Annotated in this window: 23 protein-coding genes; 15 read left to right on the top strand and 8 right to left on the bottom strand. The window is 60.9% G+C overall.

Features of this window, described 5'->3' with window-relative positions; genetic code table 11:
* Nucleotides 1-4 precede the first annotated feature (4 nt).
* Nucleotides 5-1,276 carry an Nramp family divalent metal transporter gene (locus VFI82_07300; GenBank protein ID HET7184475.1) on the bottom strand — a complete coding sequence of 424 codons (1,272 nt, stop codon included), beginning with the start codon at nt 1,274-1,276 and terminating at the stop codon, nt 5-7.
* Nucleotides 1,277-1,541: 265 nt separating this feature from the next.
* Between VFI82_07300 and VFI82_07295 the strand changes: the two genes are divergently transcribed.
* The 4 genes from VFI82_07295 (at nt 1,542) to nrdR (ending at nt 5,342) form a co-directional block, all read left to right on the top strand.
* Nucleotides 1,542-2,414 carry a Cof-type HAD-IIB family hydrolase gene (locus VFI82_07295; GenBank protein HET7184474.1) on the top strand — a complete coding sequence of 291 codons (873 nt, stop codon included), beginning with the start codon at nt 1,542-1,544 and terminating at the stop codon, nt 2,412-2,414.
* Nucleotides 2,411-3,187: a lytic transglycosylase domain-containing protein gene (locus VFI82_07290; GenBank protein HET7184473.1), complete on the top strand. Its 777-nt coding sequence runs from the start codon at nt 2,411-2,413 to the stop codon at nt 3,185-3,187. The genes VFI82_07295 and VFI82_07290 overlap by 4 nt, the downstream gene beginning before the upstream one ends.
* A 219-nt stretch (nt 3,188-3,406) precedes the next feature.
* Nucleotides 3,407-4,753, top strand: coding sequence for a lysylphosphatidylglycerol synthase transmembrane domain-containing protein (locus VFI82_07285; GenBank protein HET7184472.1), 1,347 nt, complete (start codon nt 3,407-3,409; stop codon nt 4,751-4,753).
* A gap of 85 nt (nt 4,754-4,838) precedes the next feature.
* The gene (gene nrdR, locus VFI82_07280; protein ID HET7184471.1) at nt 4,839-5,342 is read left to right on the top strand and encodes a transcriptional regulator NrdR; all 504 of its coding nucleotides are present in this window, start codon (nt 4,839-4,841) and stop codon (nt 5,340-5,342) included.
* A 77-nt stretch (nt 5,343-5,419) separates the two neighbouring features.
* Here the strand turns inward: nrdR and VFI82_07275 are convergent, their stop codons facing one another.
* Both VFI82_07275 and VFI82_07270 read right to left on the bottom strand, forming a co-directional pair.
* On the bottom strand, nt 5,420-7,735 hold the full coding sequence (locus tag VFI82_07275; protein HET7184470.1) for a DUF5916 domain-containing protein: 2,316 nt from the start codon (nt 7,733-7,735) through the stop codon (nt 5,420-5,422).
* 161 nt (nt 7,736-7,896) lie between these two features.
* On the bottom strand, nt 7,897-8,703 hold the full coding sequence (locus VFI82_07270) for a hypothetical protein (GenBank protein HET7184469.1): 807 nt from the start codon (nt 8,701-8,703) through the stop codon (nt 7,897-7,899).
* Nucleotides 8,704-8,868: 165 nt separating this feature from the next.
* Here VFI82_07270 and VFI82_07265 point away from each other — a divergent pair, with 165 nt between their 5' ends.
* The 11 genes from VFI82_07265 to VFI82_07215 all read left to right on the top strand — a co-directional run bounded on the left by VFI82_07265 (nt 8,869) and on the right by VFI82_07215 (nt 22,665).
* Nucleotides 8,869-9,915 (top strand): isocitrate dehydrogenase (NAD(+)), encoded by a 1,047-nt coding sequence (locus VFI82_07265; protein ID HET7184468.1) that lies wholly within the window; start codon nt 8,869-8,871, stop codon nt 9,913-9,915.
* A gap of 258 nt (nt 9,916-10,173) precedes the next feature.
* Nucleotides 10,174-11,178, top strand: a complete 1,005-nt coding sequence (gene hemH / locus VFI82_07260; GenBank protein HET7184467.1) for a ferrochelatase — start codon at nt 10,174-10,176, stop codon at nt 11,176-11,178.
* A gap of 3 nt (nt 11,179-11,181) precedes the next feature.
* A complete protein-coding gene (locus VFI82_07255) occupies nt 11,182-12,312 on the top strand; it encodes a Rieske 2Fe-2S domain-containing protein (protein HET7184466.1) in 1,131 nt (376 codons plus the stop codon).
* Nucleotides 12,313-12,391: 79 nt separating this feature from the next.
* The gene (locus VFI82_07250) at nt 12,392-13,381 is read left to right on the top strand and encodes a cytochrome b N-terminal domain-containing protein (GenBank protein HET7184465.1); all 990 of its coding nucleotides are present in this window, start codon (nt 12,392-12,394) and stop codon (nt 13,379-13,381) included.
* Nucleotides 13,382-13,471: 90 nt separating this feature from the next.
* Nucleotides 13,472-14,401 carry a hypothetical protein gene (locus VFI82_07245; GenBank protein ID HET7184464.1) on the top strand — a complete coding sequence of 310 codons (930 nt, stop codon included), beginning with the start codon at nt 13,472-13,474 and terminating at the stop codon, nt 14,399-14,401.
* A gap of 134 nt (nt 14,402-14,535) precedes the next feature.
* Nucleotides 14,536-17,787, top strand: a complete 3,252-nt coding sequence (locus tag VFI82_07240; protein ID HET7184463.1) for a cytochrome c — start codon at nt 14,536-14,538, stop codon at nt 17,785-17,787.
* 121 nt (nt 17,788-17,908) lie between these two features.
* Nucleotides 17,909-18,703 (top strand): carboxypeptidase regulatory-like domain-containing protein, encoded by a 795-nt coding sequence (locus VFI82_07235; protein HET7184462.1) that lies wholly within the window; start codon nt 17,909-17,911, stop codon nt 18,701-18,703.
* Between the two features lie 273 nt (nt 18,704-18,976).
* Entirely contained in the window at nt 18,977-19,738 is a 762-nt protein-coding gene (locus VFI82_07230) for a COX15/CtaA family protein (GenBank protein HET7184461.1), read from the top strand.
* Nucleotides 19,735-20,688 (top strand): heme o synthase, encoded by a 954-nt coding sequence (gene cyoE, locus VFI82_07225; GenBank protein ID HET7184460.1) that lies wholly within the window; start codon nt 19,735-19,737, stop codon nt 20,686-20,688. Before VFI82_07230 ends, cyoE begins: the two co-directional genes overlap by 4 nt.
* A gap of 63 nt (nt 20,689-20,751) precedes the next feature.
* Nucleotides 20,752-21,738: an ATP-binding cassette domain-containing protein gene (locus VFI82_07220; GenBank protein ID HET7184459.1), complete on the top strand. Its 987-nt coding sequence runs from the start codon at nt 20,752-20,754 to the stop codon at nt 21,736-21,738.
* A 114-nt stretch (nt 21,739-21,852) separates the two neighbouring features.
* Nucleotides 21,853-22,665 carry an ABC transporter permease gene (locus VFI82_07215; protein ID HET7184458.1) on the top strand — a complete coding sequence of 271 codons (813 nt, stop codon included), beginning with the start codon at nt 21,853-21,855 and terminating at the stop codon, nt 22,663-22,665.
* Between the two features lie 70 nt (nt 22,666-22,735).
* Here the strand turns inward: VFI82_07215 and VFI82_07210 are convergent, their stop codons facing one another.
* The 5 genes from VFI82_07210 to VFI82_07190 all read right to left on the bottom strand — a co-directional run bounded on the left by VFI82_07210 (nt 22,736) and on the right by VFI82_07190 (nt 25,086).
* A complete protein-coding gene (locus VFI82_07210) occupies nt 22,736-23,599 on the bottom strand; it encodes a hypothetical protein (protein HET7184457.1) in 864 nt (287 codons plus the stop codon).
* 7 nt (nt 23,600-23,606) lie between these two features.
* Nucleotides 23,607-23,867, bottom strand: a complete 261-nt coding sequence (locus tag VFI82_07205; protein ID HET7184456.1) for a hypothetical protein — start codon at nt 23,865-23,867, stop codon at nt 23,607-23,609.
* A gap of 11 nt (nt 23,868-23,878) precedes the next feature.
* Nucleotides 23,879-24,301, bottom strand: coding sequence for a DUF420 domain-containing protein (locus VFI82_07200; GenBank protein ID HET7184455.1), 423 nt, complete (start codon nt 24,299-24,301; stop codon nt 23,879-23,881).
* Nucleotides 24,302-24,322: 21 nt separating this feature from the next.
* Nucleotides 24,323-24,697, bottom strand: a complete 375-nt coding sequence (locus VFI82_07195; protein HET7184454.1) for a hypothetical protein — start codon at nt 24,695-24,697, stop codon at nt 24,323-24,325.
* 104 nt (nt 24,698-24,801) lie between these two features.
* Nucleotides 24,802-25,086, bottom strand: coding sequence for a hypothetical protein (locus VFI82_07190; protein HET7184453.1), 285 nt, complete (start codon nt 25,084-25,086; stop codon nt 24,802-24,804).
* Between the last annotated feature and the right edge of the window lie 179 nt (nt 25,087-25,265).

The following is a 25,265-nucleotide window of genomic DNA, read 5'->3' as shown; positions in this document are numbered from 1 at the left end:
GGCCTTACGAGCCGAGCAGCGTGGTCCAGATCATGGCCACCGTCAGGCCTACCATGACCACGCTGGTAGTCACCGCGATGCCGTTCGCCAGCCGCGAATTCTTGTGTTTTCCCATCAGGTCGGATCGATTGACCAGCTTCAGCATGTAGAAAAGCACGAACGGCAGCAGGATGCCGTTCGCCACCTGGGACAGGATGATCAGCTTGATCAGCGGTATGTGCGGCAGCAGCACGATCCCGGCGCCAAAAATTATCAGAACGGTATAAATCGAGTAAAAAACGGGAGCTTCGGAAAAACGCTTGTTCACTCCCGACTCAAAGCCCAGGCCTTCGCAGATGTTGTAGGTCGTCGCCAGCGGAAGAATCGCCGCCGACAGCAGCGCCGCATTCACCAGTCCCACGGCAAACAAGATGGCGGCAAACTGTCCGGCCAGCGGCTTCAGCGCCACCGCCGCCTCGGCGGCATCGGTGATCTCGCGGATGCCGCTGACATGCAGCGTCGCCGCGCAGGCCACCACGATGAAGAAGGCGACGATATCGGTGACCAGGCAGCCTACAATCACATCCCACCGGCTCAGCCGGTACTGCCGCTCCGTGATTCCCTTCTCCACGATCGAAGCCTGCAGGTAGAACTGCATCCAGGGCGTGATTGTGGTCCCTACCAGGCCCACGACCAGCACCAGGTACTCCGACGATTTGAATTGCACTGTCGGAACGAATGTCTGCCGGATGGCGGCCATCCAGTCCGGGTGCGACATCAACGCCGAAATTGGGTAGGAAAAGTAGATCAGCGAGAACAACAGCAGGATCCGTTCCACCGGTTTGTACGTGCCGTAAACCACCACCGCCCATACCAGCACCGCGCCGAACGGTACGGTCAGATACTTGCTGATTCCGAAAATGCCCAGGCCCGACGCGATCCCGGCGAATTCCGCTGCGATGTTCCCCAGGTCTGCCAGTCCCAGCACCAGCATGGTGAAGAACGTCGCCCGGAACCCGAACTCCTCCCGGATCAGGTCGGAGAGGCCCTTGCCCGTCACCGCTCCCATGCGCGCCGCCATTTCCTGCACCACGACCAAGGCGATCGTCGTCGGGATCAGCGTCCACAGCAGCGCGTATCCGAATTTCGCGCCCGCTTGCGAGTAGGTGAGAATGCCGCCCGGATCGTTATCGACGTTGGCGGTGATAAACCCCGGCCCGAGCACGGCCAGGAACGCGAGCAGGCGATAGCGCAGCAGCTTGGCAGGGCGCAACATCGATTTTTTTCGTTGTGCCACTGGACTGTTCCCCGCGCGTTTGCCGGCGAAAACTGCGCCGTTTGGGTTCGATGCTCGCGACAGCGCGAACAGAATAAATGCCGTCCTCCAATCGCGTCACCCACAATCGTTCGCCCGGCGCATGCAAATTATTCTCCCCCGGGCTGGTTTTCCAGGCCATCTGTCAGCTGTCAGTCTTTTAGTCTCTCAGTCGCTCGGTTCGACTGACCGGCTGACCGACTTCTCTACAATCACGGTTCGCCTGTTTTTCGTTAGAATGAACCCAGTGACTCCGAATATCAGACTGATCGCCATCGACATTGATGGCACCCTGCTCGATCCCCAATTCCAAGTCCCGGCCGCTAACCTGGCGGCCCTGCGGCGAGCCCACGATGCCGGTATCGAGATTGTCCTGGTCACCGGCCGCCGTCACATCTTTGCCATGCCGATTGCCCAGGCCCTCGGCTTCGACCTCTGGCTGATCAGCTCCAATGGCGCCGTCACCATGTCCACCCGCGGCGAACACTTCTTCACCGACAAGCTGCCCGCCGCCAGCGCGCGCAAGCTGATCCGCTACATGGACGAATTTCGCGGCTACGCTGTCCTTACCTTTGAGCGCGAGGGACGCGGCGCCCTGGTGGTCGAGCGCACCGACGAGCTGCACGCCTCCATCAGCCGCTGGATGGACAAGAATGCGGCCTATATCGAGCGCGTGGCGCCGCTGGAGGATGCTCTGGTCACTGATCCCATTCAATTGATGTTCTGCGGCAGCGTCGCCCGCATGCACCAGGCGCAAGCTCGCCTGGCCTCGGCAGGAATGGCGAATGAGATCACCGTTCTCAAGACGGAATACATCGCCCGCGATCTGACCATCGTGGACATCCTCCATTCCGGCTGCTCCAAGGGGCACGCCCTGGAGCGCTGGTCAAGCCACCGGGGAATCATTCGTAACCAGGTCATGGCCATTGGTGATAACTATAATGATGTGGAAATGCTTGAGTTTGCCGGGGTACCGGTCATAATGGGGAACGCGTGCTCTGAGCTGAAGCAGTTTGGCTGGACGGAGACCGCATCCAACGATCAGAGCGGTGTTGCTGCTGCCGTCGAACAGGTTTTAGGCGCCCCATTGGGGGCCGCGAAGTCGCATTCACAATTATGAGGACCCTGGCACAAATCTTGGTTTTGCTGGCGGTGATGACAGCGGTCGCCCGGGCCGATTCATCCGCTGCTCCGTTACCCGCCGCCGCCGTTGGCGCACCCGGCATGGTCTACGTGGCCACCTTGCGCAACGGTTTCAGCATGCGCTTTGACCACCGCAGCGTCAGCGGCGAAACTTCGCGCCTCTACACCACCGCCTCGGAAAGCAGCTATGTTGATGTGCCGACCGAGGAAATCACCGATCTCTCCCAGGAACAACTGCCGCGCCCGCCGGCCAGCGCGGCGCCCCAACTCTCCGCTGTCGACATGAAGTCCGTGGTCGCCGCCGCCAGCGATAAGCATCTCCTGGATGCTGACTTGATCGACAGTGTCATTCGCGCCGAGAGCGGCTTCAATCCCAAGGCGGTTTCTCCCAAAGGGGCGCGCGGCTTGATGCAGTTGATGCCCGACACCGCTGCGAAACTCGGCGTCCAGAACTCCTTCGATGCCCAAGACAACGTCGATGGCGGCACCCGTTACTTACGCGAATTGCTGGCGCGCTATCACGGCGATCTCGCGAAGGCCTTGGCCGCCTACAATGCCGGGCCTCACCGCGTGGAGCAGTACCAGGGCGTTCCTCCCTACCGCGAGACACGCGCGTACGTTTCCAGCATCATTCGCGATTACAATCGCAAGAAACTGGCCGCTCGCAAGGCCCAGACCAAGAATCCAAACCCTCCGAAATCGGCTCGCGCTGAAGCCAAACCCGCCGCCAGCCCCGTCCCGGGCTCGTGATCGGCATCCAACAAAGGAATTAGTAGTCGGGGGCTGGTAGTTAGGGGTGGCGAGCTTGTGTTCGCCTATGGCGCTCAGCTGTATTCGGCGCCAGCTCGGTACCCAATCAACGGGTTGCTGCCGCGCGCGCACCAGTTACGCTAACTCCTAAGCACTAACTCCCTTAGCTACTGGCTTTCTTTCCGCACCTCGTTTACTTTTGAATTTGTTGCCAGCGGGATGAGCACAAAACGAATTCTGACGACCGCCGTGGTCCTGGCTGTGCTGGGAGTGCTCATCTATCTCCAGATACAGCACTGGCGCGCCTTCGATTGGGGACGCTTCCGCGCCGAGTCTGCCGGCATCGACGCCGCTCACCTCGCCTTAGCCGTCACCCTCATTTACGTCACCTACCTGCTGCGCTCGCTCCGCTGGAAAGTGTTTCTCAAGCCCATCTGCAACGCTCGATCCCGCGATCTAATCGGACCCACCTTCATCGGTTTCACCGGGCTGGCGCTGCTCGGGCGCCCCGGCGAGTTCGTCCGTCCCTACCTGATCGCCAAGAAAGAAAACGTTTCCTTGTCTTCGCAGATTGGGGTCTGGACGGTCGAGCGCATCTTCGACATCGGCGCCTTCGCCGTGCTCATGCTCATCGATGTGTTCGTTCCCACCAGCATCCAAGTGAACCCCTACATCGGGAGGTTCCAGGAAGCGGCCGTGGTGCTGGCAGGCATCGTCGCCGCCGTCGGGGCGATCTGTTACCTGATCCGCACCCGCGGCCCGCAGGTCGCCGCCTTCCTGCACCGCCGGGTCACCCCGCTGTCCAGCAAGTTGGCTCACCACCTCGAGGAGAAGACGCGCGCCTTTGGGGTCGGCCTCGATACCATTCGCGACCGCTATTCCTTCATGCAGGTCGCCGCTTTATCGCTGGCCATCTGGCTTCTGATTGCGCTCGCCTATCGCGCGGTGGCGCACTCTTACCCCTCCGAGCCTGGATACCGCCAGGCGCGAGCCGCAGGACAGAGGCCCGAGCCGCATGCGGTCGACGTCGAAACGGCGCACCTTGCTGAGCTCCCGCTGCTGGCCGGGCAAGCACTCGACGAGTTCACTATCGCGCAACTGCGCGAGGGGTTGGAGGCCAAGGGCTATCACATCGAGCGGCTGGATGCCCCCCACACGCACGGCTATTGGCTCTTCCGGGGAAAAAGCCGGCTGAAGCGGATCGGCGACCGGCCTCACCTTTCTGATCTCGACCTCAGCCACGTTCTTCTGCTCATGGGCTTCAGCATGGTGGGCTCGGTCGCGCAGTTGCCCGCGGTCGGCGGCGGCAGCCAGCTCGCAGTCATCAGCGCGCTACAGGTCATCTACGGCATTCCCCCCGAACTTGCCGTGAGCTGCGGCATTCTGCTCTGGCTGGTAACCTTCATGGCCGTCATCCCCGTCGGCCTGGTCCTGGCACACCGCGAACACCTCTCCCTGCGCAAGATCTCGCACGAGGCGCACGAAGAAGAAGAACTGGAGCACAAAGCCGAACACCAGGCTGCAGGCTTCGGACTCCCGGCTCCCGGCGAGCCTCGCAAGCTCTGACCGCGGCCCGCGGTTCGGCACTTCCGCAATTCACCTTCCCTGCCCCGTGTACAATCTCCTTGGATCGGTACGCCAAGCCTCCGACATGAAGTGCCCTTTTTGCGCTTTTGAAAACGACCGCGTCGTCGATTCCCGCGAGAGCAAGGAAGGCGAATCCATCCGCCGGCGCCGCGAGTGCCTCAAGTGCGGCAAGCGTTTCACCACCTACGAGCGCATTGACGAAATTCCTTACATGGTGGTGAAAAAGGACGGCCGCCGCGAACGCTTCGACCGCCAGAAGGTGCTCAACGGCCTGATGCGCGCCTCCGAAAAACGTCCTATCTCCATCGGCAAACTGGAGCAGATCGTCAACGAGGCCGAGGAGTTCGTCATCAACTCTCCCGAGCGCGAGCGCAAGACTAGCGAAATCGGCGAGCTGATCATGAACCGCCTGCGCCGCCACGACAAAGTCGCCTACGTCCGCTTCGCTTCCGTCTATCTCGACTTCAAGGACGTGCAGGAGTTCATGCTGGAGTTGAAGGACCTGCTCAAGGCCAAGGACATGGCGGCGCCGGCCAAGGCGAAAAACCTTGACCCCAAGGTCCAGTGAACAACCCAACTGCCCGGCGCGGGCGACCCACATTTGCCCGGTCCCGGCATATGTTCTGATTCCTACTCACCACTTCATCAGCGCCGCCACAGGTAGCTGACCTTCACGAAAAACAGCCTGCCGTCGTTGCTGCCAATGCCTCGGGTGCGCACCAGGCCGTTGCCGCTCGGGTCGCACTCCGTCGATCCTGGCAAGTGAACGCACAGTCCCGGGCTCACATTCTCCTGGTTGGAGTTGTATCCCACGTAGATCGCCGTCCCGGGGTGGACCAGGTAGGTAAGGAGGATGTCGGTGTTGACGGCCTTCTGCGTCTGCAACGAGCTGTAAACCGGGTTGGACAGCAAGCCGTTGTATTGGCCGATGAACCGTAATGAGAGCTCGCGCGAGAACTGGTAGTTCCACTTGGAACGGATGATGTGGTTGTTGAACACGGCGTGGTGGACGGCGCCGTTTGTCACTTGGTCGAGGATGTAGGTGTTATCGATCTGCAGGCTGCCGGTGGGTCGCACCGTCAGCGTTTGCGTAATCGCAGTTTCATTTCCCGTGTACGGCAACTGCCCGGCCGCCGGCACCACCACCGGTGTTCCATCGCGGATGATCTTGGTGTTCCAGCTCAGGAAACGCTTGAAACTGCCTTTGAAAACCAGGCCCCAGGCGTCTTGCACGAACTGGCGCCTGCCCGGTAGGCCCGGAAAATCCTGCGGGCGAAGCACGTCAGATTCATACGCCACGATCGGCGCCACGATGATGTTTCCGCGGAATCCGAACACGTAATCGAAGCTGAAGACCTGCTGCACCACGGTGTTGGTCTGGTCCCACATCTGCGTCCCGTTTTCTTCCGGCCCGTGGAAGACGAGATGCTTGCCTTCCGGACGAAAGTAGAAGTGTCCGTACTCGTTGAGGGCGCGCTGGTCGGTGCGGGGCACAAAGCCCGTCTCGGTGCGGAAGTTCGGGGTGATGTCCAGGTACTGCAGGCTGAGGGTGAACCGCCGGCCGTTGCCGAACAGCACGCCCTCATGGTGTTGGCCGAACAGGTATCCGGTCGTATCCAGTGTCGAGCTCATGTAACCGCGATAGGTTGCGCTCCAGTTCTTATTGAGGCGGAACACGCCGTCCAGCCCGCCCACGCGGTTGAACATGCCCTGGAATTCGCGGTGGGTATACATGGCGCCGATGGCGGATTGGTTGCCGATGTCGTAGCTGACTCGCCCGATCCCGAAGTATGCGCGCTGGCCGTGCAAGGGATCAGAATCGGTGACAATCTCGCCGGGGGAACGGTCATCGACCACGAAAAATCCCAGGTTCCACGGCCCCTGCTTACCGGTCAAGCGCACGCCCGCGGTGGGGTCGGAAATTCGCCGCGTGAAAACCATTCGCGTCTGCAGTCCGACCGCAATCAGCGGCGCCTCGAAAAAATTCGAGTTTTCCAGGAAAAACGGGCGCTTCTCCGGAAAGAAAACTTCAAAGCGCTGGTTGATCGTGTTCTGCGGCTCGTCGGACTCGATCTGCGCGAAGTCGGGCCGGATGGTGGTATCCAGCACCAGGCTGTTGTGGAACACGAACTTGGAATCCAGACCGATCTTGCCGCACAGCGTGCAGCTATCGAAGCGCGGCTGCACCGGATCGCGCTGGTCGAGCGCACGAAAGCTTCTTGCCTCTCCGTAAGGAATGAATTGCATGTTGCGGGACGGAGAGATATTTTCCAGTCCGGTGACAGTTGCTTCCTGGTTCAGAAGGCCCGAAATGCGCGACGAAACTCGCGGCCAGTAGTCGTTCTCGTCATTGCGGGAGAGATACCGCATCAGCGTGATTCCCCATCCCGCGGCCGATGAGCCACGAAAGCGCAGGCTCTTGAAGGGAATCGCTGCCAGGATGACGAAGCCTCGCTCGGTCACCCGCGACCAGGAATGCCATACCGTGTCCCAGGAATAATCGTTGCCTTGGCCTTCGGTGCGCAGCGCGTCCGCTTGCACCCCGCGCGGGTTGATGTCAAAGACGAATGCGTGCCGCTGGTCGCGGAAGGTGTCGAGAGTGATTTCGACATAGTCTTCCGCATCGAACGGTGTCGAGGGCTCGCGCCGGGTCAGATGGCTGCGAATCGCCCCTGGCGACTGGTCTTCGCAAACGAACGCAACATAGACATTCGTGCTGTCGTAACCGAGATATGCCTCCGTCCGCTGCGTCGCCGGCTGGCCGTCGGAGGGCTGGCTCTGGATAAACCCGCTCACTTTTGTGAGTTCACGCGCGGCGCCCTGCGGCGGCGACTGCCCGAAGTCTTCAATCCGTGGCGGATGCGAGACGCGCTGCAGCGCCACCGATTCCGCCCCCTGCATCCGCGTGACGGTCGCAACCAATATCAACCCGTACAGCACGATTCGTGGATAGAAGTGCATGCTCTCTCACGTGCAATACGAATCAGCACGGAAAAAGTTCGGCCTGCATCTTCGTTAGACCCGCCAGGTTGGCAATGGTTAGCGACAGGATGGTGCGGTGCGGTCGCATCTCAAACGCACTCGTGCCCTGTGGAACGATGTGGCAAGCCGGTTGCAGCGGCTTAATCGCCTTCCGCGCCCGCTTCTCTGACGCCATGCACGGGAAATTGTGCCCGCTTGCGCAGCGACGTCAAGGAAATCATGAAGACCATCATCACCGCGATGACCAGCGAAGAGTAAATCCGGCCCAGCCCGAGTCCGCCCTCGGCATGCGATTTCGTAAGCGTGTCGCCCAGCGTCGCCCCCAGCGGCCGCGTCAAAACGTAGGCCGCCCAGAACAACACGTTGTCGGGAATGCTGGTGTAGAAGTGGGCCGCCGCCACCAGCGCGATCAGTCCCGCAAACACCAGGGCGCCCCGCTCGAAGCCGATTCCGGTCGAACTCGCCATGAAGTCGCCCAGCGCGGTCCCCAGCGTGTTCGAAACCAGGATGGCCAGCCAGTAGAAAATTTCGTCTCTCCGCGATGTGATGTCCTGGTATTCAATCCTGCCGGCCGCAAATTTCCAGGCAAAAAGCACCACCAGCACCGCGCAGAACAACATGATCGAGGACTTCACGTACCCAAGCCCCAGCGTTCGGTCCAGGTAGTCGGAGGTGGTCGTGCCCACCGTCGTGGTCGCCACGACCACCGTCCAGTAGGCGACCGGGTGGTAGCGCTTCGAAAAGACCTGTCCCGCCAGCGTGACGGCAAAAAATACGAGAAAGATCAGGGTACTGACCAGGTATCCCAGCTTCAGAGTCATGGATAGCGCGTCGCCGCCCGTCTCGCCCAGTGTGGTGGCGAGAATCTTGACCACCCAGAACACAAGCGTGACCTGCGGAACTTTGCTGAGACCGGAGCGGATGCGGTCGGCGGTTTTGTCAGACACCAATGTTGACTCCAATTCGTCCAGGACCAATATCCTGTTTGATGCCACTCAGCCTGGGTGTGCCGCCCCTGAAACTATGCTGCAACAGCGTGCCACTGGTAGACTCGGATGGGTCGAACAGAAGCAGTTATGCATCCAAGTACGTTCGGCATTCGGCATTCATTCATGGCTCACAAAGTCACTCTCATCCCCGGCGACGGCATTGGCCCCGAGATTACCGCGGCCACGGTGCGCATTCTCCAGGCCACCGGCGTCAAGTTTGATTGGGACACTCAGGAGGCCGGCGCCGAAGCCTATGAGAAATACCACGAGTACCTGCCGCAATCGCTGATCGACTCCTTCGAACGCACCAAGGTCGCGCTCAAAGGTCCCATCACCACCCCGATCGGCGGGGGCTTCTCCAGCATCAACGTCGCCCTGCGCAAACGTTTCGAGCTTTACGCCAACTTCCGCCCCATTCGCAATCTGCCGCACATTCCCACCCGCTATCCCGACGTCGACCTCATCATCATCCGCGAGAATACGGAGGGACTCTACTCAGGAATCGAGCACGAGGTCGTCCCCGGCGTGGTCGAGAGCCTGAAGATCATCACCGCCAAAGCCTCCACCCGCATCGCCCGCTTCGCCTTCGAATACGCGCGCAAGAACAAGCGCAAGCGCATTCACTGCATTCACAAGGCGAACATCATGAAGCTTTCCGACGGCCTGTTCCTGCGTTGCACCCGCGAGGTTGCCCGCGAGTACCCGGAAATCACTTACGGCGAGCACATCGTGGACAACACCTGCATGCAACTGGTCACCAACCCTTACCAGTACGACATGCTGGTGCTGGAAAATCTTTACGGCGACATCATCAGCGACCTCTGCGCCGCCTTCGTCGGCGGCCTTGGCGTCGTGCCCGGCGCCAACTTCGGCGAGGGCTGCGCCATCTTCGAGGCGGTTCACGGTTCTGCTCCCGACATCGCCGGGCGCAATATCGCCAATCCCACTGCCCTGCTCCGCTCCGCCATCCTGATGCTTCGCCACCTCGGCGAATCCGACGCCGCCTGGCGGATCCGCACTGCCATCGAGAAGGTCTACCGCGACAAGTCCACGCGCACCCGCGACGTCGGCGGCACCGCCGGTACTTCCCAGTTCGCCGACGCCGTCATTGCAGCCATGCAATGCGAGCCGCAATCCGCGGCGCCCGAGCCGGTCGCGCGTCAAGCGTGACCTGCTCCGACGAACCGGTTTTCAACCCTTTGCCTCCACCACCGCCTGATTGTCGTCGCGAACGTGAAACGCGCAACGCGAAACCTGGAGCGTTCTCCTTCCGATAAAATCGTGCCCCTTCGAAACCCGCAGCCAGCGCGGCTTTCAGGGCAGTGATTCCCGCCGCGTCGTTTGACGAGCAGCAGACGTTTTGAATATCATGCCCTGCTGCGCTGTGGGGTGCTTTTCCGGATGGTGAGGACAAACCGTCGTACAGGTGTGGTCTTGTTTCAACTCGGCGGCCCAGACTCGCTCGATGCCATCGAGCCCTTCCTCTATAACCTTTTTTGCGATCCCGATATCATCGATTTTCCCTTGGCGCGCCTCGGCCGAAAGCCGCTGGCGAAGCTGATCTCCGTCGCCCGCGCCCGCAAGGTTCAGCACCATTACCAGGCGATCGGAGGCTGCTCCCCCATCCGCCGCCTCACCGAGCGCCAGGCCTCGGCCCTGGAAAAACGTCTCTGCGCCGAAGGTCTCGATGCCCGCTGTTTCGTCGCCATGCGTTACTGGCATCCCTTCACCGAGGAGGCTGTCGCCGCCCTCGATGCATCGCAATGCGATAATATCGTCTTGCTCCCTATGTACCCGCAGTACTCCAGGACTACGACCGGCAGCAGCCTCAACGAGTGGACCCGGAAATTTTCCGCCGCCGGGCGCCAGGTTTCCCTGGTCAACGACTTTTATCGCAACAGCCTTTATCTGGACGCCTTGGTCGAGCGCATCGAGGACACGCTCGCCCGCTTCCCGGATCCCGACGACGTCGTCCTCGTCTTCAGCGCCCACAGTGTTCCCGTGTCCGTCATCGAGCAGGGCGATCCCTACCAGCGCCAGATTGAAGAGACGGTCGCACTGGTCAAGAAGCGCGGCGGATGGTTGAACTGTCACCGCCTCTGTTACCAGAGCAAGGTTGGCGCCAGCAAATGGCTGCAGCCTTCCTTGCGCTCCACCCTCCGCGAACTCGGCGCCGCCGGCATCAAGGACGTCTGCGTGGTTCCCATCTCGTTTGTTTCCGACCATGTCGAAACTCTCGGCGAGATCAATCATGAAGCCCGGGAACTCGCCACCGCCGCCGGCATTACCCGCTTCAAGATGACCGAGGGCCTGAACGACTCGCCCATTTTCATCGGCGCGTTGGCGCAACTGGTTACCGCCTGTGTCCCGGGCATGAGAAAGGAACCTGCATTCGCCGCTCCACCCATGCGGGCTGTGGCAAAGGGGTATTAAAGAATGGTTGATGAGGCATCCAAGGTTGTGGCCGGCGGTGAACTCGGCCGGCTTCCCGCCTGGCCGCGCAAGCCACTGAACAATTCCGTGATCGCCGCCGAGCAGGCTTATCGCAAGCGTTCCGGCTTGCCGCTGATCTCGGAGGAAGACGTCGAAGCCCTCAGGGCCGGCCAGCCCATGTCATTCGAGCGCGGCGACGCACCCGCTGCTCCTGCCGCCGCCGCCCCTGCCCCCGCCGCAGCGCCTGCACCTCCCGCTGCTGTTTCCGCTCCACCCGCCGCAATTTCCGCCACCCCCAGCCCCGCCGCCGTTGAGCTGATGAACGGCGGCTTCAAGTGGAGCAAGTCTTCCATCGCCGCCGAGCAGGCCCGCCGCAAGCGCAATAACCTTCCGCCGCTCACTGATACGGACGTCGCACTTCTTCTCGGCGAAGCTCCGCCTGCGGCCGCCCCCGCAGGGCCTGCCGCCGCTACCGCTGCCCCCGCGGCAGCCCGGCCCGCTGCTCCTGCGGCTGCGAAACCCGCTGCCGTGATGCCCAATGTGCCGCCGACAGCGCGCACCGGCGCGGCCACTCGGTATGTCGGCACGCCCGCCGTCGGCACCTCGAAAGCTGCCGCTGCAGGAGGCATCAGCAGCGCCGGAAAAATCGGCACTGAAGCTGACATCGCGCGCCGGCGCCTGGTGTGGACCGGCGTCATTGCCTTCCTCGCGACCTGGTTGCTGGCCTTTTTTCGCTTCTTCCTGCCGCGTACTTTGTTCGAGCCGAGCACGGTCTTCAAGATCGGTTATCCCTCCGACTTCGGCCTCGGCGTCGATACCAAGTTCCAGCAGCGATACCGCATCTGGGTGGACCGCATCCCCGGACGCCTGTTCGTGATTTACGCCAAGTGCACGCACCTGGGCTGCACTCCCGACTGGAAGCCCAGCGAGAACAAGTTCAAGTGTCCCTGCCATGGCAGCGGCTACGACAGCGAAGGCGTCAACTTCGAAGGCCCGGCGCCCCGGCCGATGGACCGCGCCCATGTCGAGATCGCTCCCGACGGCCAGGTGCTGGTCGATGTCAGCCGCCTTTACCAGTGGCCCAAGGGACAGGCCAGTCATTTCGACGATCCGGGAGCGTTCCTGTCGGTATGAGTTTTTCTGTCATCAGTCTGTCGGTCGATCCGCGCAACCATGAACGATTGAAAGACTGACAGTCAGTTTCCGAGGTGTTATGGCCGACGATGATGTGAAGGTTACAGGCGGAAATGGAGCGGGAGCTCCTTCGCCCTCGAACGCGGGCGATGGTTCCGCGCCGAAGAACGGTAAAAAGGGTGTCGGCGTTTTCGTTAAGGAAGAGGTCGAAGCCTTCCGCACCGAAATGCCCGGCAAGGTCAAGGAGCAGATCGAGGGCCTCAAGGACCCGACCAAGACCCAGGTCTATACCTCGATCTTCCGCCATAAGCACGACGAGACGCCGCGCAATCGCGCCCTCGGCGTGCTGTCCAACGTCTTCCTGCACCTGCACCCGGCCAAGATCAATCGTGACGCCGTGCGCTATCCCTTCACCTGGGGCATGGGCGGCATCACCTTCTACCTTTTCATCGTCCTCACCTTCACCGGCGTGCTGCTGATGTTCTATTACCACCCGACCAAGGTGCAGGCCTTCCGCGACGTCCTTTACCTGGAGCACGACGTTCCCTTCGGCAAGATTCTGCGCAACATGCATCGCTGGGCCGCCCACCTGATGGTGATTGCCGTCGAGCTGCACATGTTCCGCGTCTTCCTCACCGGCAGCTACAAGAAGCCCCGCGAGTTCAACTGGAACGTCGGCGTCATCCTGCTCGTGCTCACGCTGCTGCTTTCCTTCACCGGTTACCTGCTGCCGGACGATCAACTCGGGTTCTGGGCCGTTACCGTGGGAACCAACATGGCGCGCGCGACGCCGCTGCTCGGCCATGAAGGTCCATTCGGTCCGCAACTCGGCATGACGCCTTACAACGACGTTCGCTTCGGCCTGCTGGGCGGCTCCATCGTGGACGCCAATGCCCTGCTGCGGGCCTACATCTGGCATTGCATTGCCATCCCGATCATCGCTTCCGTGTTCATGATCGTGCACTTCTGGCGCGTGCGTAAGGATGGCGGCATCTCCGGCCCTGCCCCGGTCATGCTTACTTCCGAAGCCGATAAGCCGCGCCGCGCCCAATCGGCGGCAGGAACGTAAAGGACGTTTCAAAGTTTCTGTGTTTCAAAGTTTCGCGATGAGTGACCTTGAAACATTGAAACTTTGAAACATTGAAACTCAGGTTTTCTTATGAATTTGCACCAGCTCTGGACGATCGCCACCACGCCTGACAACATCCCCATTACGGCACTGCTGCCGCTTGTGCTGTTTTATGCCTGGCTGGCGGTGCGCCAGGCCAAGGCCAACGACCAGCTCATCGAGCAGCTCGAGGCCGACCCCGCGCTCGCCAAAACCCACCATCGCAAGGCCTGGCCTTTCCGCCCCGGATGGCAGAAGGAAGTCCACGTCTGGCCCTACCTGCTGAGGATGGAATTCCTGGCCGCGATTATCGTCACTATCATCCTCATGGTCTGGTCCATCACCATGAGCGCGCCGCTGGAAGAGCCTGCCAATCCCAATTTAACGATGAATCCTGCCAAGGCGCCCTGGTACTTCCTCGGCCTGCAGGAAATGCTGGTCTACTTTGATCCCTGGATCGCAGGCGTGGTCATGCCCACGCTCATCATCATCGGCTTGATGGTGATTCCTTACATCGACACCAATCCGCTGGGCGCCGGCTACTACACCGTGAAGCAGCGCAAGTTTTCCATCGCCACCTTCTGTTTCGGCTTCCTCGTTTTGTGGGTCTCGATGATCATCATCGGCACCTTTATTCGCGGTCCGGGATGGCAGTGGTTCTGGCCCGGCCAGACCTGGGACCACAATCGCTTAATTTACGAGGTGAATCGTGACTTGCCGGACTTATTCGGCATCACCTCCAACCTGGGCAAGGGGATTTTCGGCGCCATCATTGTGCTCGGCTATTTCGCGGTGGGCGGCTTCGTGATGACCGCGCTCTTCCGCCGCCGCATGCCGAAGGATTGGAAACGCATGAGCCTGATTCAATACCAGATCACGATGGGCCTGATGCTGATCATGCTCGCTCTGCCCATCAAGATCCTGCTGCGACTGGCGCTGCACATCAAGTATGTTTGGATTACGCCCTGGTTCAATATATGACGTTTCAGGTTTCGAGTTTCACGTTTCACGTTGCCAGGATCAGCGAAACGTATATCGATTCGCCCCTCGTGAAACTTGAAACGTGAAACCTTTTTAGGGACGACACGGGCCCTGTTTTGTAGGAGGAAGATTCGGTGCCGGAAGATCAAATTCCCGAGCAAGACCCGATCACGACCAGATCCTACGCCTTGCACTACACCATCGCTATCGTGGTGCTGATCGGGACGTTATTATGGGCCATGTGGGACGAGGCTTACGGCCAGCGTCCATGGAAGCGCTACCAGCGCGCTTTCCAGGATCGCTATGTCGCGTTCCTCAAGCAGGCACGCTCGCAATCGGCGCAGTCGGAAAAAGAACTGGAGACCAATCCCGACTACCACGCCCTCGACGATGCCTACCAGTCCGCCTACAAGTCGGCCCAACCCCGGATCGAGGAACTCAACCAGAAGCTCGCCGCCACTTCCGCCAACATTCTCGCCGTCCAAAGCGTCTTTACCGACAAGCGCGCCTACGTCAACGCCCTTACCTATGAGCTCGAAACCGACGACAGCGCCAGCGGCAAAGCCTCCAAGCAGAAGAACCTCGACAAGTACAAGGCGCAGCAATTTGAGGTGGTCTATCCCGACGGCACCCGCAAAAAATACAACTTTCAGCAACTCGAAGAAACCTACAACCAGCTGAAGGACGAAAAGGGCCGGCTCGGCGGCGAGCTCGGCGATCTGCTCAAGCCCATCAACGAGGCCAAGCTTGCCCGCGACACCTGGATCAAGGAACACATGGTGTCGCTCACCCCCGATGCTCTTCGCGGTCTGCAGAACAAGACCGCCGACTGGGATCCCAAGATCGTCCAGATCAACGTCGCGGAAGCCAACATCGTGGACCGCTGCGAGTCCTGCCACATGGGCGCGCGCGAGCCCGTTCGCATCACCGCCGCGCTGATGACTCCCAAGGGAAGCAAGTCTCCCGACGAGTACGCGCTTGCCTTCACCAGCCATCCTGAGCCTGAACTGCTCAAGGTCCACGACCCCGACAAGTTCGGCTGCTCGCCCTGTCATCAAGGCAATGGCCGCGCCACCACCAGCGTCGAAAAAGCGCATGGCTACTACGAGCACTGGCTCTGGCCGCTATTCCGAAAAGCCAACGTCGAAGCCGGCTGCCAGACCTGTCACCAGGCCGACATGTTCCTCCAGGCCGGCGCCGTCGGCCAGACCATCAGCGACGGCAAGTTCCTCTTCCGCCAGCGCGGCTGCAACGGATGCCACCGCTACGAAGGCTACGATCGCGAACCCGAAGAGCTGCTCAACATTGGCCAGCAGATCAAGCAGATGGAGCAGCAGCAGCGCGACAACCTGCGCGAAGCTTCCATCTCCATGAAGCAGGCGGATACCGCCGAAACCAACGACGAAGCCAACCGCCTCAATCAGCGCGCTGAGGCCTTGCGCGTCGAAAACAGCAAGATCGCGGGCCGCATCGAGCAGCTCGACCTCCGCTCCTCTTCCCTGCTGCGCGACATGAAGAAGATTGGCCCCGATCTTAAGGAAGTTCGCGAAAAGCTCAACAAGAACTGGATACCCGTCTGGCTGAAGAAGCCCACCGACTTCCGTCCTAACACCAAGATGCCGAACTTCCGCCTCAACGATGACCAGATCAAGGCGATCTCGGCTTACCTGTGGCAATCGGCCCTTCACGACCAGTTGCCCAAGGCGCCGGCCGGCAATGCCGCCCGCGGCAAGGAACTGTTTGAATCCCGGGGCTGCCTCGCCTGCCACTCCAACGGTGAAGGCGCCGACCGGATCGGCGGCGATTTCGCTGCCAATCTCACCCGCCTCGGCGAAAAAGCGAATTACGATTACATCTTCCGCTGGATCAAGAACCCGCGCGTCCGCACCCGCCCTTACTGCCCGTATGAGAAAAAGGACATTGGCCCTGAGGATTACGCCAAGAAGGGCCTGCCCTACGTCTTCGATTTCGATCACAGCAAGTGTCCCAACGACGGTCACGAGCTGCAGATCGAGCAGATGACGGTCATGCCCAGCCTGCGCCTCGCCGACGACGAGGTCGCCGACATCGCCACCTTCCTGCTCTCGCAAAAGCGCCAGGATCCCTCCGCTTATCCCGAAGCCGCCTACATGGACGATCCCAGGCTCAAGGCCGAAGGCAAGAAGTGGATCTTGCACTTCGGCTGCGCCGGCTGCCATGAGATAGCGGGCTTTGAAGAGGAAGGCCGCATCGGTACTGAGCTTACTCAGGAAGGCAGCAAGCCCATCGAGCGCCTCGATTTCGCCCTGCTTACCAGGCCCGCTGAGGACGGCAAGGAGCCGATCAAGGACGCCGCCATCCGCGAGCGACTGCCCGAAGGGCCGGCCACGCACGATTGGTATAACCACAAGGGCTTCTTCGAACACAAGCTCGCCATGCCCAATGTGTACGACCAGGGCATGATCAAGAGCGAGACGGAAAAACTTCGCATGCCGGATCCCCATCTCACCAAGGAGCAGATCCGCGCCATCACCACGTTCCTTCTTGGCAGCCAGGAAACTTCCCTTCCCGCGAGTTACCAGTACCGTCCTGAAGACGCCCGACGCGACATCCAGGAAGGCTGGTGGATCGTGCGCAAGTACAACTGCGTCGGCTGCCACCAGTTCACCCCCGGACAGGCCACCGCTCTCGAAACCGTGCCGCGCTACCAGGATGCCAAGGAAACCTTGCCTCCCAAGCTCCTCACCGAGGGCGCCCGCGTCGATCCCGAGTGGCTGCTCCGCTTCCTCTCGAACCCGTCGTTGGCCTCGAACCCCGCCGATCAGCATAAGAACGGCATCCGTCCGTATCTCGCAGTCCGCATGCCTACGTTCTTCTTCTCGGAAAACGAGCTGCGCAAGCTGGTCCGCTTCTTCCAGGCCCTTTCCCAGCAGCCCATTCCCTACATTCCGCAGAAGCAGCAGTTGCTGACGGCCAGCGAAGCTGACATGGCGCGTGCTCTCTTTACCAGCCAGGCCGCACCTTGCCTGAAGTGCCACGCCACCGGCGACCCGGCGCACGACAAGACCGCCACCGCGCCCAATTTCCTCTTCGCCAAGGAGCGCCTCAAGCCCGGCTGGACCGAGCGGTGGCTCATGGATCCCGCCAACATCAGCCCCGGCACCGCCATGCCCTCCGGCCTCTTCAAGAAGGACGACAAGGGACGCATCGTCTTCGCCGGGCCCACGCCGGCCTCCTTACAAAACTATCCCCAGGATCAAACCAAGCTACTGGTTCGATACATCTTTCAGTTGACGCCGGAGGAGCAGCGCCGCCTGTCGGCTCAGTTGCCGCGCAGCGCTGCCCCTGCCAAAAAGACCTCGAGCACGGTCAAGCCCGGTTCCAACTCGGGCGCGGGCCAGAATTGATCATCGCCGTTGGGTGGCCCACCCTGGCTGCTTCTGCTAGGGTGGGTTCTCTTAACCCGCTCGCGGTAAAATGTTGAGATTTCCTATGGGCTCAATTACTGAACGGAGAGGCAGTCACATTATGAAAATTAGATCGATCCTCGTACTGCTCACGCTTGCTCTCCTCGCATTGCTGCTCGCTTGCAGCAAGAAAGAGGAACCCCAGGCCAGCAACAAGGCTGAAGAAAAGGCAGCCACCGCCGCCGCCCCGGCTACACCCGTTGACCCCGCCACCGCCGCTACCATTACCGGCAGTGTCAAGTATCCCGGCGCCGTTCCCAAGGCCGCCAAGATTGACATGAGCCAGGATCCCGCCTGCAAGGGCGACAATACCGTCGAGACCATCGTGGCCAGCAACGGCAATCTCGAAAACGCTTTTGTCTATGTGAAGGACGGTCTCGGCAGCCGCACCTTTGACGTCCCTAAGGATGCCGTCCAGCTTGACCAGAAGGGCTGCCGTTATCACCCCCATGTCCTGGGCATCATGACCGGCCAGAAGTTCGAGGTCATCAACAGCGATCCCACCACTCACAATATCCACCCCACCCCGAAAGACAATCGCGAGTGGAACGAGTCGCAGCCTCCCAAGGCTTCTCCTATCGACAAGAGCTTCGCCCGCGAAGAAATCATGCTTCCGGTGAAATGTAACCAGCATCCCTGGATGAAGATGTACATTAACGTGGTCAAGAGCCCCTATTTCGCGGTCACTGACAAGGATGGCAAGTACACGCTGAAAGGGCTGCCGCCGGGCACCTACACCATCGCTGTCGTGCACGAAAAACTCGGCACTGAAACCCAGCAGGTCACGGTTGGCGCCAAGGAATCGAAGACCGTCGACTTCACCATGAAGGGCGGCGGCCCCGGCGCCATGCAGTAGAGGAATCCAGAATGAATTTAGAATGCAGAATGTCAGAGCAGCGGCATTCTGCATTCTTCGTTCACAATTCTGCATTGGAGTAACGTTCTGCATTCACTAACCACACCTTATAACGCAGCCCACCACCGCTTTGCCGCCCTGGTCGCTTTCTGCACTTTTCTGCTCATCATCGCCGGCGCCCTGGTCACCAGCAACGAAGCCGGCCTCGCCGTCCCCGATTGGCCGACTTCGTTCCATCATTGGCCCGTTACCTACGGCTACTTCAGTGTTCCCATGGTGGGCGGCGTTCGCTGGGAGCACGGCCATCGCATCATCGCGCAAGTGGTCGGCGTCCTCACCATCATTCTTGCTGTTTGGACATCCAAGGTCGACCGCCGTCCCTGGATGCGCAAGCTTGGCTGGGCCGCCCTCGGCACGGTGATCGCACAGGGCGTCCTCGGCGGCATCACCGTTCTGAATTACCTGCCGCCCAGTATCTCCTCCGCCCACGCTACCCTCGCCCAGACGTTCTTCTGCCTGGTCGTCGCGCTCTGGCTCTTCTCCGGCCGCACCTGGGTGCAGGAGCCGCGCATGCAGCTTCCGACCAAGCGTCCGAGCCTCCCTTGGCTGGCAAGCGCCGCCGTCCTCTGCGTTTACCTGCAATTAATTCTCGGAGCCGCCTTTCGCCATCACGGCATCAAACTTCTGCCGCACATCATCAGTGCTGCGGTCGTGACTTTTGTTCTGCTTTGGACCGTCGTGCGCGTGCTCAGCGAATATTCGCAAGTCCAGCAACTCCGCCGTCCGGCTCTCATGCTGCTGACCCTTTTGATGGTCCAGCTTGCGCTCGGCTTCGGCTCCTGGCTCACCCGGGTTGAGTGGGGACATGACACTCCCCAGCCGCTTGCGCCCATGGTGTACACCACCGTCGCCCACGTTTCCGTTGGCGCGCTTCTCCTGGCGACTACCGTCGTCATCGCCATTCAGGCATGGCGCCACGTCGCCATTCCCACTGCCGAGCGCGTGCCCGCCCATGCAAAGCCGGTGGCCGTATGAGCACCGTTCAACCCCCAATTCCCTCCCAGGAACTTGTGGCACACGCGCCCTCGCGCGTGCGGGTCCAGCAGCTCGCGCGCGATTATTCCGAGCTCATCAAGCTTCGCGTCACCTCGCTGATTGTCCTCAGCGCCTGGGCTGGAGCCTATTTCGCCGCCCCGCGCTCCGGACTGCCCGAGCTATCCTGGGCCATCCTGCACGCCTGCATCGGTATTTCTCTCATCGCTGCCGGATCCGCCGCGCTCAACGAGGTCTTCGAGAAGGACGTTGACGCCCTCATGCGCCGCACCGCGCATCGTCCGCTGCCCTCCAATCGCATGAGCATGGTGCATGCCGCCATGGTTTCGGGAATTCTGGTCTTCGGCGGCGCGCTTTACCTCGCGCTCTTCTGCAACCTGCTGACCGGATGCCTCGCGCTGGCCACCGCCATCGTCTATCTTGCCGCCTACACGCCGCTCAAGCGCGTTTCCCCCGTTTGTACTTTTGTTGGCGCCTTTCCCGGCGCCATGCCGCCGCTGCTCGGATGGACCGCCATCCGCGGACGCATCGACGTTGAAGGCCTTATCCTTTTCGCCATCGTCTTCTTCTGGCAGTTCCCGCACTTCTATTCCATCGCGTGGCTCTACCGCGAGGACTACCAGCGCGCCAATATCCGCATGCTCCCCGTGGTCGAAGTCACCGGCAAAGCGACCTCGCGCGAAATCGTGCTCTACTCCATTGCCCTCTTGCCCGTCAGCATTGCTCCGACATTGCTGCACATGTCCGGCTGGATCTATCTCACCGGAGCTATCCTCTTCGGGTCCGTGCTCCTCTGGTACGGCGTCCGCCTCGCCACCTTCAAGCAGCCTCTGACCTCAGGCCATTCCAAGCGCCGCGCCCGCCAGTTGCTGCTCGCAACCGTCTTCTACCTCCCGCTCCTGTTCGCCCTCATGATGCTCAACGCGCGCTGAACGAATTCGCCGAAGGCATTTCAATCGCCGCAACCGGGAGCCTTGCGCCTGCTAAAATGGCTTGTGGCCGTGTCCGCCGAAGTCTCACCACAACTTGCCGCGCAGGCGCCTGTCATCCAGGTCGCCGGCCTGCGCCATCTCTACGACGGACGTCCTGCGCTCGACGGCGTCTCTTTTGACGTCCGTCCGGCGGAAATCTTCGGCCTGCTTGGCCCCAACGGCAGCGGCAAAACCACGCTCTTCCGCATTCTTTCGACCCTCATGCTGCCCTCCGGTGGGCGCGCCCTCATCATGGGCCACGACGCCTCGACCGACCCCACTGGTTTGCGCCAGCACATCGGCGTCGTTTTCCAGGCGCAAAGCATTGACGTGAAGCTGAGCGCCGCCGAAAATCTGCGCCACGTCGGGCACCTTTACGGCTTGAGCGGTGCCTCGCTGAACCAGCGCATCACCGAGATGCTGGTCCGCGTCGGCCTCGCCGACCGCGCCAACGATCGCGCCGAGACCTTCTCCGGCGGCATGCAGCGTCGCCTGGAACTTGCCAAGGGCCTGCTGCATCATCCCTCGGTGCTGTTGCTCGACGAACCCACCACCGGCCTCGATCCCGGCGCGCGCCGCGATCTCTGGCAGTACCTGCAAATCCTGCGCCAGCAGGAACGCGTCACCGTCATCGTCACCACGCACCTGATGGAGGAAGCCGAGCGCTGCGATCGCCTCGCCATTTTGAGCCACGGCAAGCTGGTCGCCCTCGGCACCCCGGCGGAACTCAGGCGTGAAATCGGCGGTGACGTCATCCTGCTCGAGGCTTCCGATCCGGAATCGCTCGCGCAGCGAATCAAGGAGCGTTACCGGCTCGATGCCACTGTGATCGGCGGAAAGGTGCGCCTGGAGCGGGAACACGGGCATCGCTTCGTGACCGATGTGGTCGAAGCCTTTCCCGGCGAGATTCAATCCCTATCGGTCAGCAAGCCGACCCTGGAAGACGTCTTCATCCATCGCACCGGGCATCGTTTCTGGACCGAAAACGCTGGCGAGAAGGAGGAGGTTTGAAATTGGAGACTTGAGAATGTGAAATTTGCTCGGCTTGCCGACTTCGCAGGACAACCCTGAATCCCGGACAGCGACGAATTTCAACTTTTCAAATTTCAGATTTCCAAATTCTCCATGACTACAGCCATCCAATCCGTTCCCGTGCCGTCGGTTGGGACCATCATTCCTGCGGTCTCGCTGTGGTGGCGCGAGGTGGTTCGCTTCTATCGCCAGCGCTCGCGCGTCGTCGGTGTCATCGCCTCCCCGGTCCTGTTCTGGATCGTCATCGGCTCCGGCTTCGGCACCTCCTTCAACGGCGGCAGCGGCGCCGGCAACCAGCACTATCTCGATTACTTCTTTCCTGGCGCGCTGATCATGATTGTTCTGTTCACCTCCATCTTCACCATGATGTCGGTGATCGAGGACCGCAAGGAAGGCTTCCTGCTCTCCGTTCTGGTCGCGCCTGTCAATCGCTCCGTGATCGTGCTGGGCAAAGTTCTCGGCGGCACCACGCTTGCCATGATTCAAGGACTGGTCTTCCTCTGCTTTGCGCCCGCGCTCGGCATCCACTTCAGCCTGGCGCAGTTCGGCCTCATCGTACTCGACGTTTTTCTCGTCTCGTTCTCCCTGACCGCGCTCGGCTTCATCATTGCCTGGCCCATGGATTCCTCGCAGGGCTTTCACGCCGTTATCAACCTGTTCCTGATTCCGCTGTGGCTGCTCTCGGGCGCGCTGTTCCCGCTCACCGGCGCTTCCGGATGGATTCGCCTGCTGATGCGCATCAATCCGCTGACTTACGGCAACGAAGCCCTGCGCGCGCTGCTCTTCCCCAACAGCGCCATCTTCGCCGTGAGCACTTGCCTGGTTGTATTGGCGGGATTTTCCCTGGTGATGTTCGTGGTCGCGTTCCTGGTCGCCAATCGCCGCACCACGAAACCTGCAGCGTAGTAATCAGTAGTTGGTAGTAGTAGCTGGCAGCTCGGCTGATCTCCTCCAAACTACCAGCTACGAGCTACCGCTACCTGCCTCGCTCCCGCTCCGCGATCGCCTTTTCTGTCTGCACGGCCTGGTCTCGCACGCGGTCCGGCATGTTTGCCTGGCCCCTCTCGTAAGCCCGCACCGCCGGCAAATCTTCCTTCTCGCCCACCAGGTAGAGCGCCCGTAGCGCCTCCCACACCTGCTCAGGACCCGGATCCATCACCGCCAGGCCGCTTCCGGCCTGCACTTGCGCCCCTCGCGTCACGCTGAACGAGCGCACCCGGCCCGCAATCGGCGACCGCGCTTCGACCGTCGATCCGTTGACGTCGAGCTTCGCAATCGTTCCGTTCTGACGAATCGCTTCCCCCACCTTCGCCAGGTCTGTCACCCTTCCGGCGTGCGGCGCATTCACCTTCACCGGCTGCAGCATCTCGATCAACTGCGGACGCCCGCTGGCATCGCCGAATCGAACCAGCGACAGCGCGGCGTTGTAGCGGACCATCGGGGACGGATCCTTCAGCATCGGCAGCAGCGCCTGGTGAAATTCCGCTCGCGTGTTGTCCTGGCCCATGATCCACGCGTCCGTGTTGCGGATTTCCTCCACTGGGCTGGAGGCCAGGCGAACCGCGTCCAGATACCAACGTTGCGCGCTTGGATCGTGCCGTCCCATGCGCTCGCCGAGTTGCACCAACGCGTGCTGAATGTGGCGAGGCTTTTGCTGGTCGTGGATGTACTGGTCGAGTTCCCCGTCGGTGAGCTGGCGTCCGAACCAGGTGCTGTGCCAGAACAGAAACGGCAGCAGCACGATCGCCCACGCCACCACGAAGAACAGGATCCGGTTCCGCACCGACATCCGCTTGTGCTCGAAGTTTGCGTCTTTCACGATCGGGGTCGGTAAAGGCAAGAATCCCTCATTCCTCGATATCGACGTCGAGTACGCGGTCCTGCTCGAGATAATGGGACATGGCGTACTGCGCCAGCAGGCTGGTCGCGACCATCACTTCCGCGCCGATCCATTCGCCCTTCGGGTGGGGAATGTTCGCCGGATGCTTGCACTCGCCGCTGGAGCCGAATTCAGGCCCGAAGAACGCGCCCTGGTTCTCCGGAAACTGATGAATCCCATACCACGCTTCGTGGCCAATGGTCCCACCAACATCGATCTTGAGCTTCACGATCGGCATATTCATACGGGCGCGCGGAAGATCTGGTACAGCATCAAGTAAATCACAACCCCGGTGATCGAGACATAGAGCCAGATCGGGTAGGTCCAGCGCGCGATTCGCCGGTGGCGCTGGTCCCGCCGTCGCAGCCCGAGCGTCAACGTGATGATGACCAGCGGCGGAATCGAGGCCGCCAGCAGCGTGTGCGTGATCAGGATAGCGAAATAAATCGGACGCGAGATGCCTTGTCCCTGGAAATGCACGCTGCCGACGTGCGCGTGATAGTAAATGTAGGAAGCGAAGAACAGCGACGACGTCGCCACTGCCGCGATCATCAGCCCGCGGTGGACCACCACGTTTCCGCGGCGAATGAACTTGTGCGCCGAGGCGATCAGGATCGCGCTGGTTCCATTCAGGACCGCGTTCACCGTCGGTAACAATGACAAGTTGGTATTCGTATCCGTGGCTCAGTACGGCATCACGCCGACTTCCTTCTCCACTTCGACCGTGTCCACCATGACGATGGCGTCCCACGGGCAGCCGTCGAGGAAGGCGCCATCCGGACCCTTGCTGGTGCACTTCTTGCAGCCGATGCAGAGAATCGGATCGACCTGGATGCGGCCGAAGGGCGGATGGTCTTCATCCGGGACCCAGAACATGCAGTCTTCCACCGGACAATATTCGACGCAGGCCGGCGACCCCGCGCATCCGGTGCAGCACTCGGTGATCACCGCCAGCTCTTTCGGCTTCTTCTTGCGCACCGTGGTCAGGCCTTTGGATCGAGGCTCTTGCTTCAGCTCGTCGGGAACCATGCCGGGATTGGCTTCGGAGGCGGTGGACATGTTGTTTTTCAGTATCTCAGTATTTCTGTAACTCGGTACTCCGATGGGCCGCGGTCTGTCAATCTCTCAGTCGCAACGTCTTTGCTGACGGACTGATAGGCTGACTATCCTGCCGCGATATGTTCGCTGAGCGCGGCTTCGATGTCGTCGGGCGTCAGCTTCTCTCCGTCATTGAGGCGCTTCAGAATGGCATCGACGATGTCTTTGGCCTCGTCCTTACGGTAGTTCTTGATGAATCCGTCGTAAAAGTGCTCGCCGGAAAGGGCCCGATTGATCTCCCATTCCTTGTTGTTTTCGTTCAGCTCGGTGTAATACACAACCCGGTACTTGCCGGTATAGGCCGCTTCGCGGTAAATCTCGAACATCACCTTGTCGGATTCCATCGCCATCCGTTCAGAACCTCGCCCGGTTTCATTGTAACAAACGCGCTGGAGCCGGTGGTCGATGGTTCATGGCGGAAGATGGGCCGGGCGCAGTAGGACAAAGGGCGCGATCCAGGTCTTGGTTTAAACGAGGCAACGCGGTCACAGAAATACACCGAGGCCGATTCCCCGGTGCGCCTCGGTGC

This window comes from Terriglobales bacterium (assembly GCA_035691485.1).
Classification (GTDB): Bacteria; Acidobacteriota; Terriglobia; order Terriglobales; family Acidobacteriaceae; genus JAIQGF01.
This window is presented reverse-complemented; position numbering and strand designations above follow the sequence as displayed.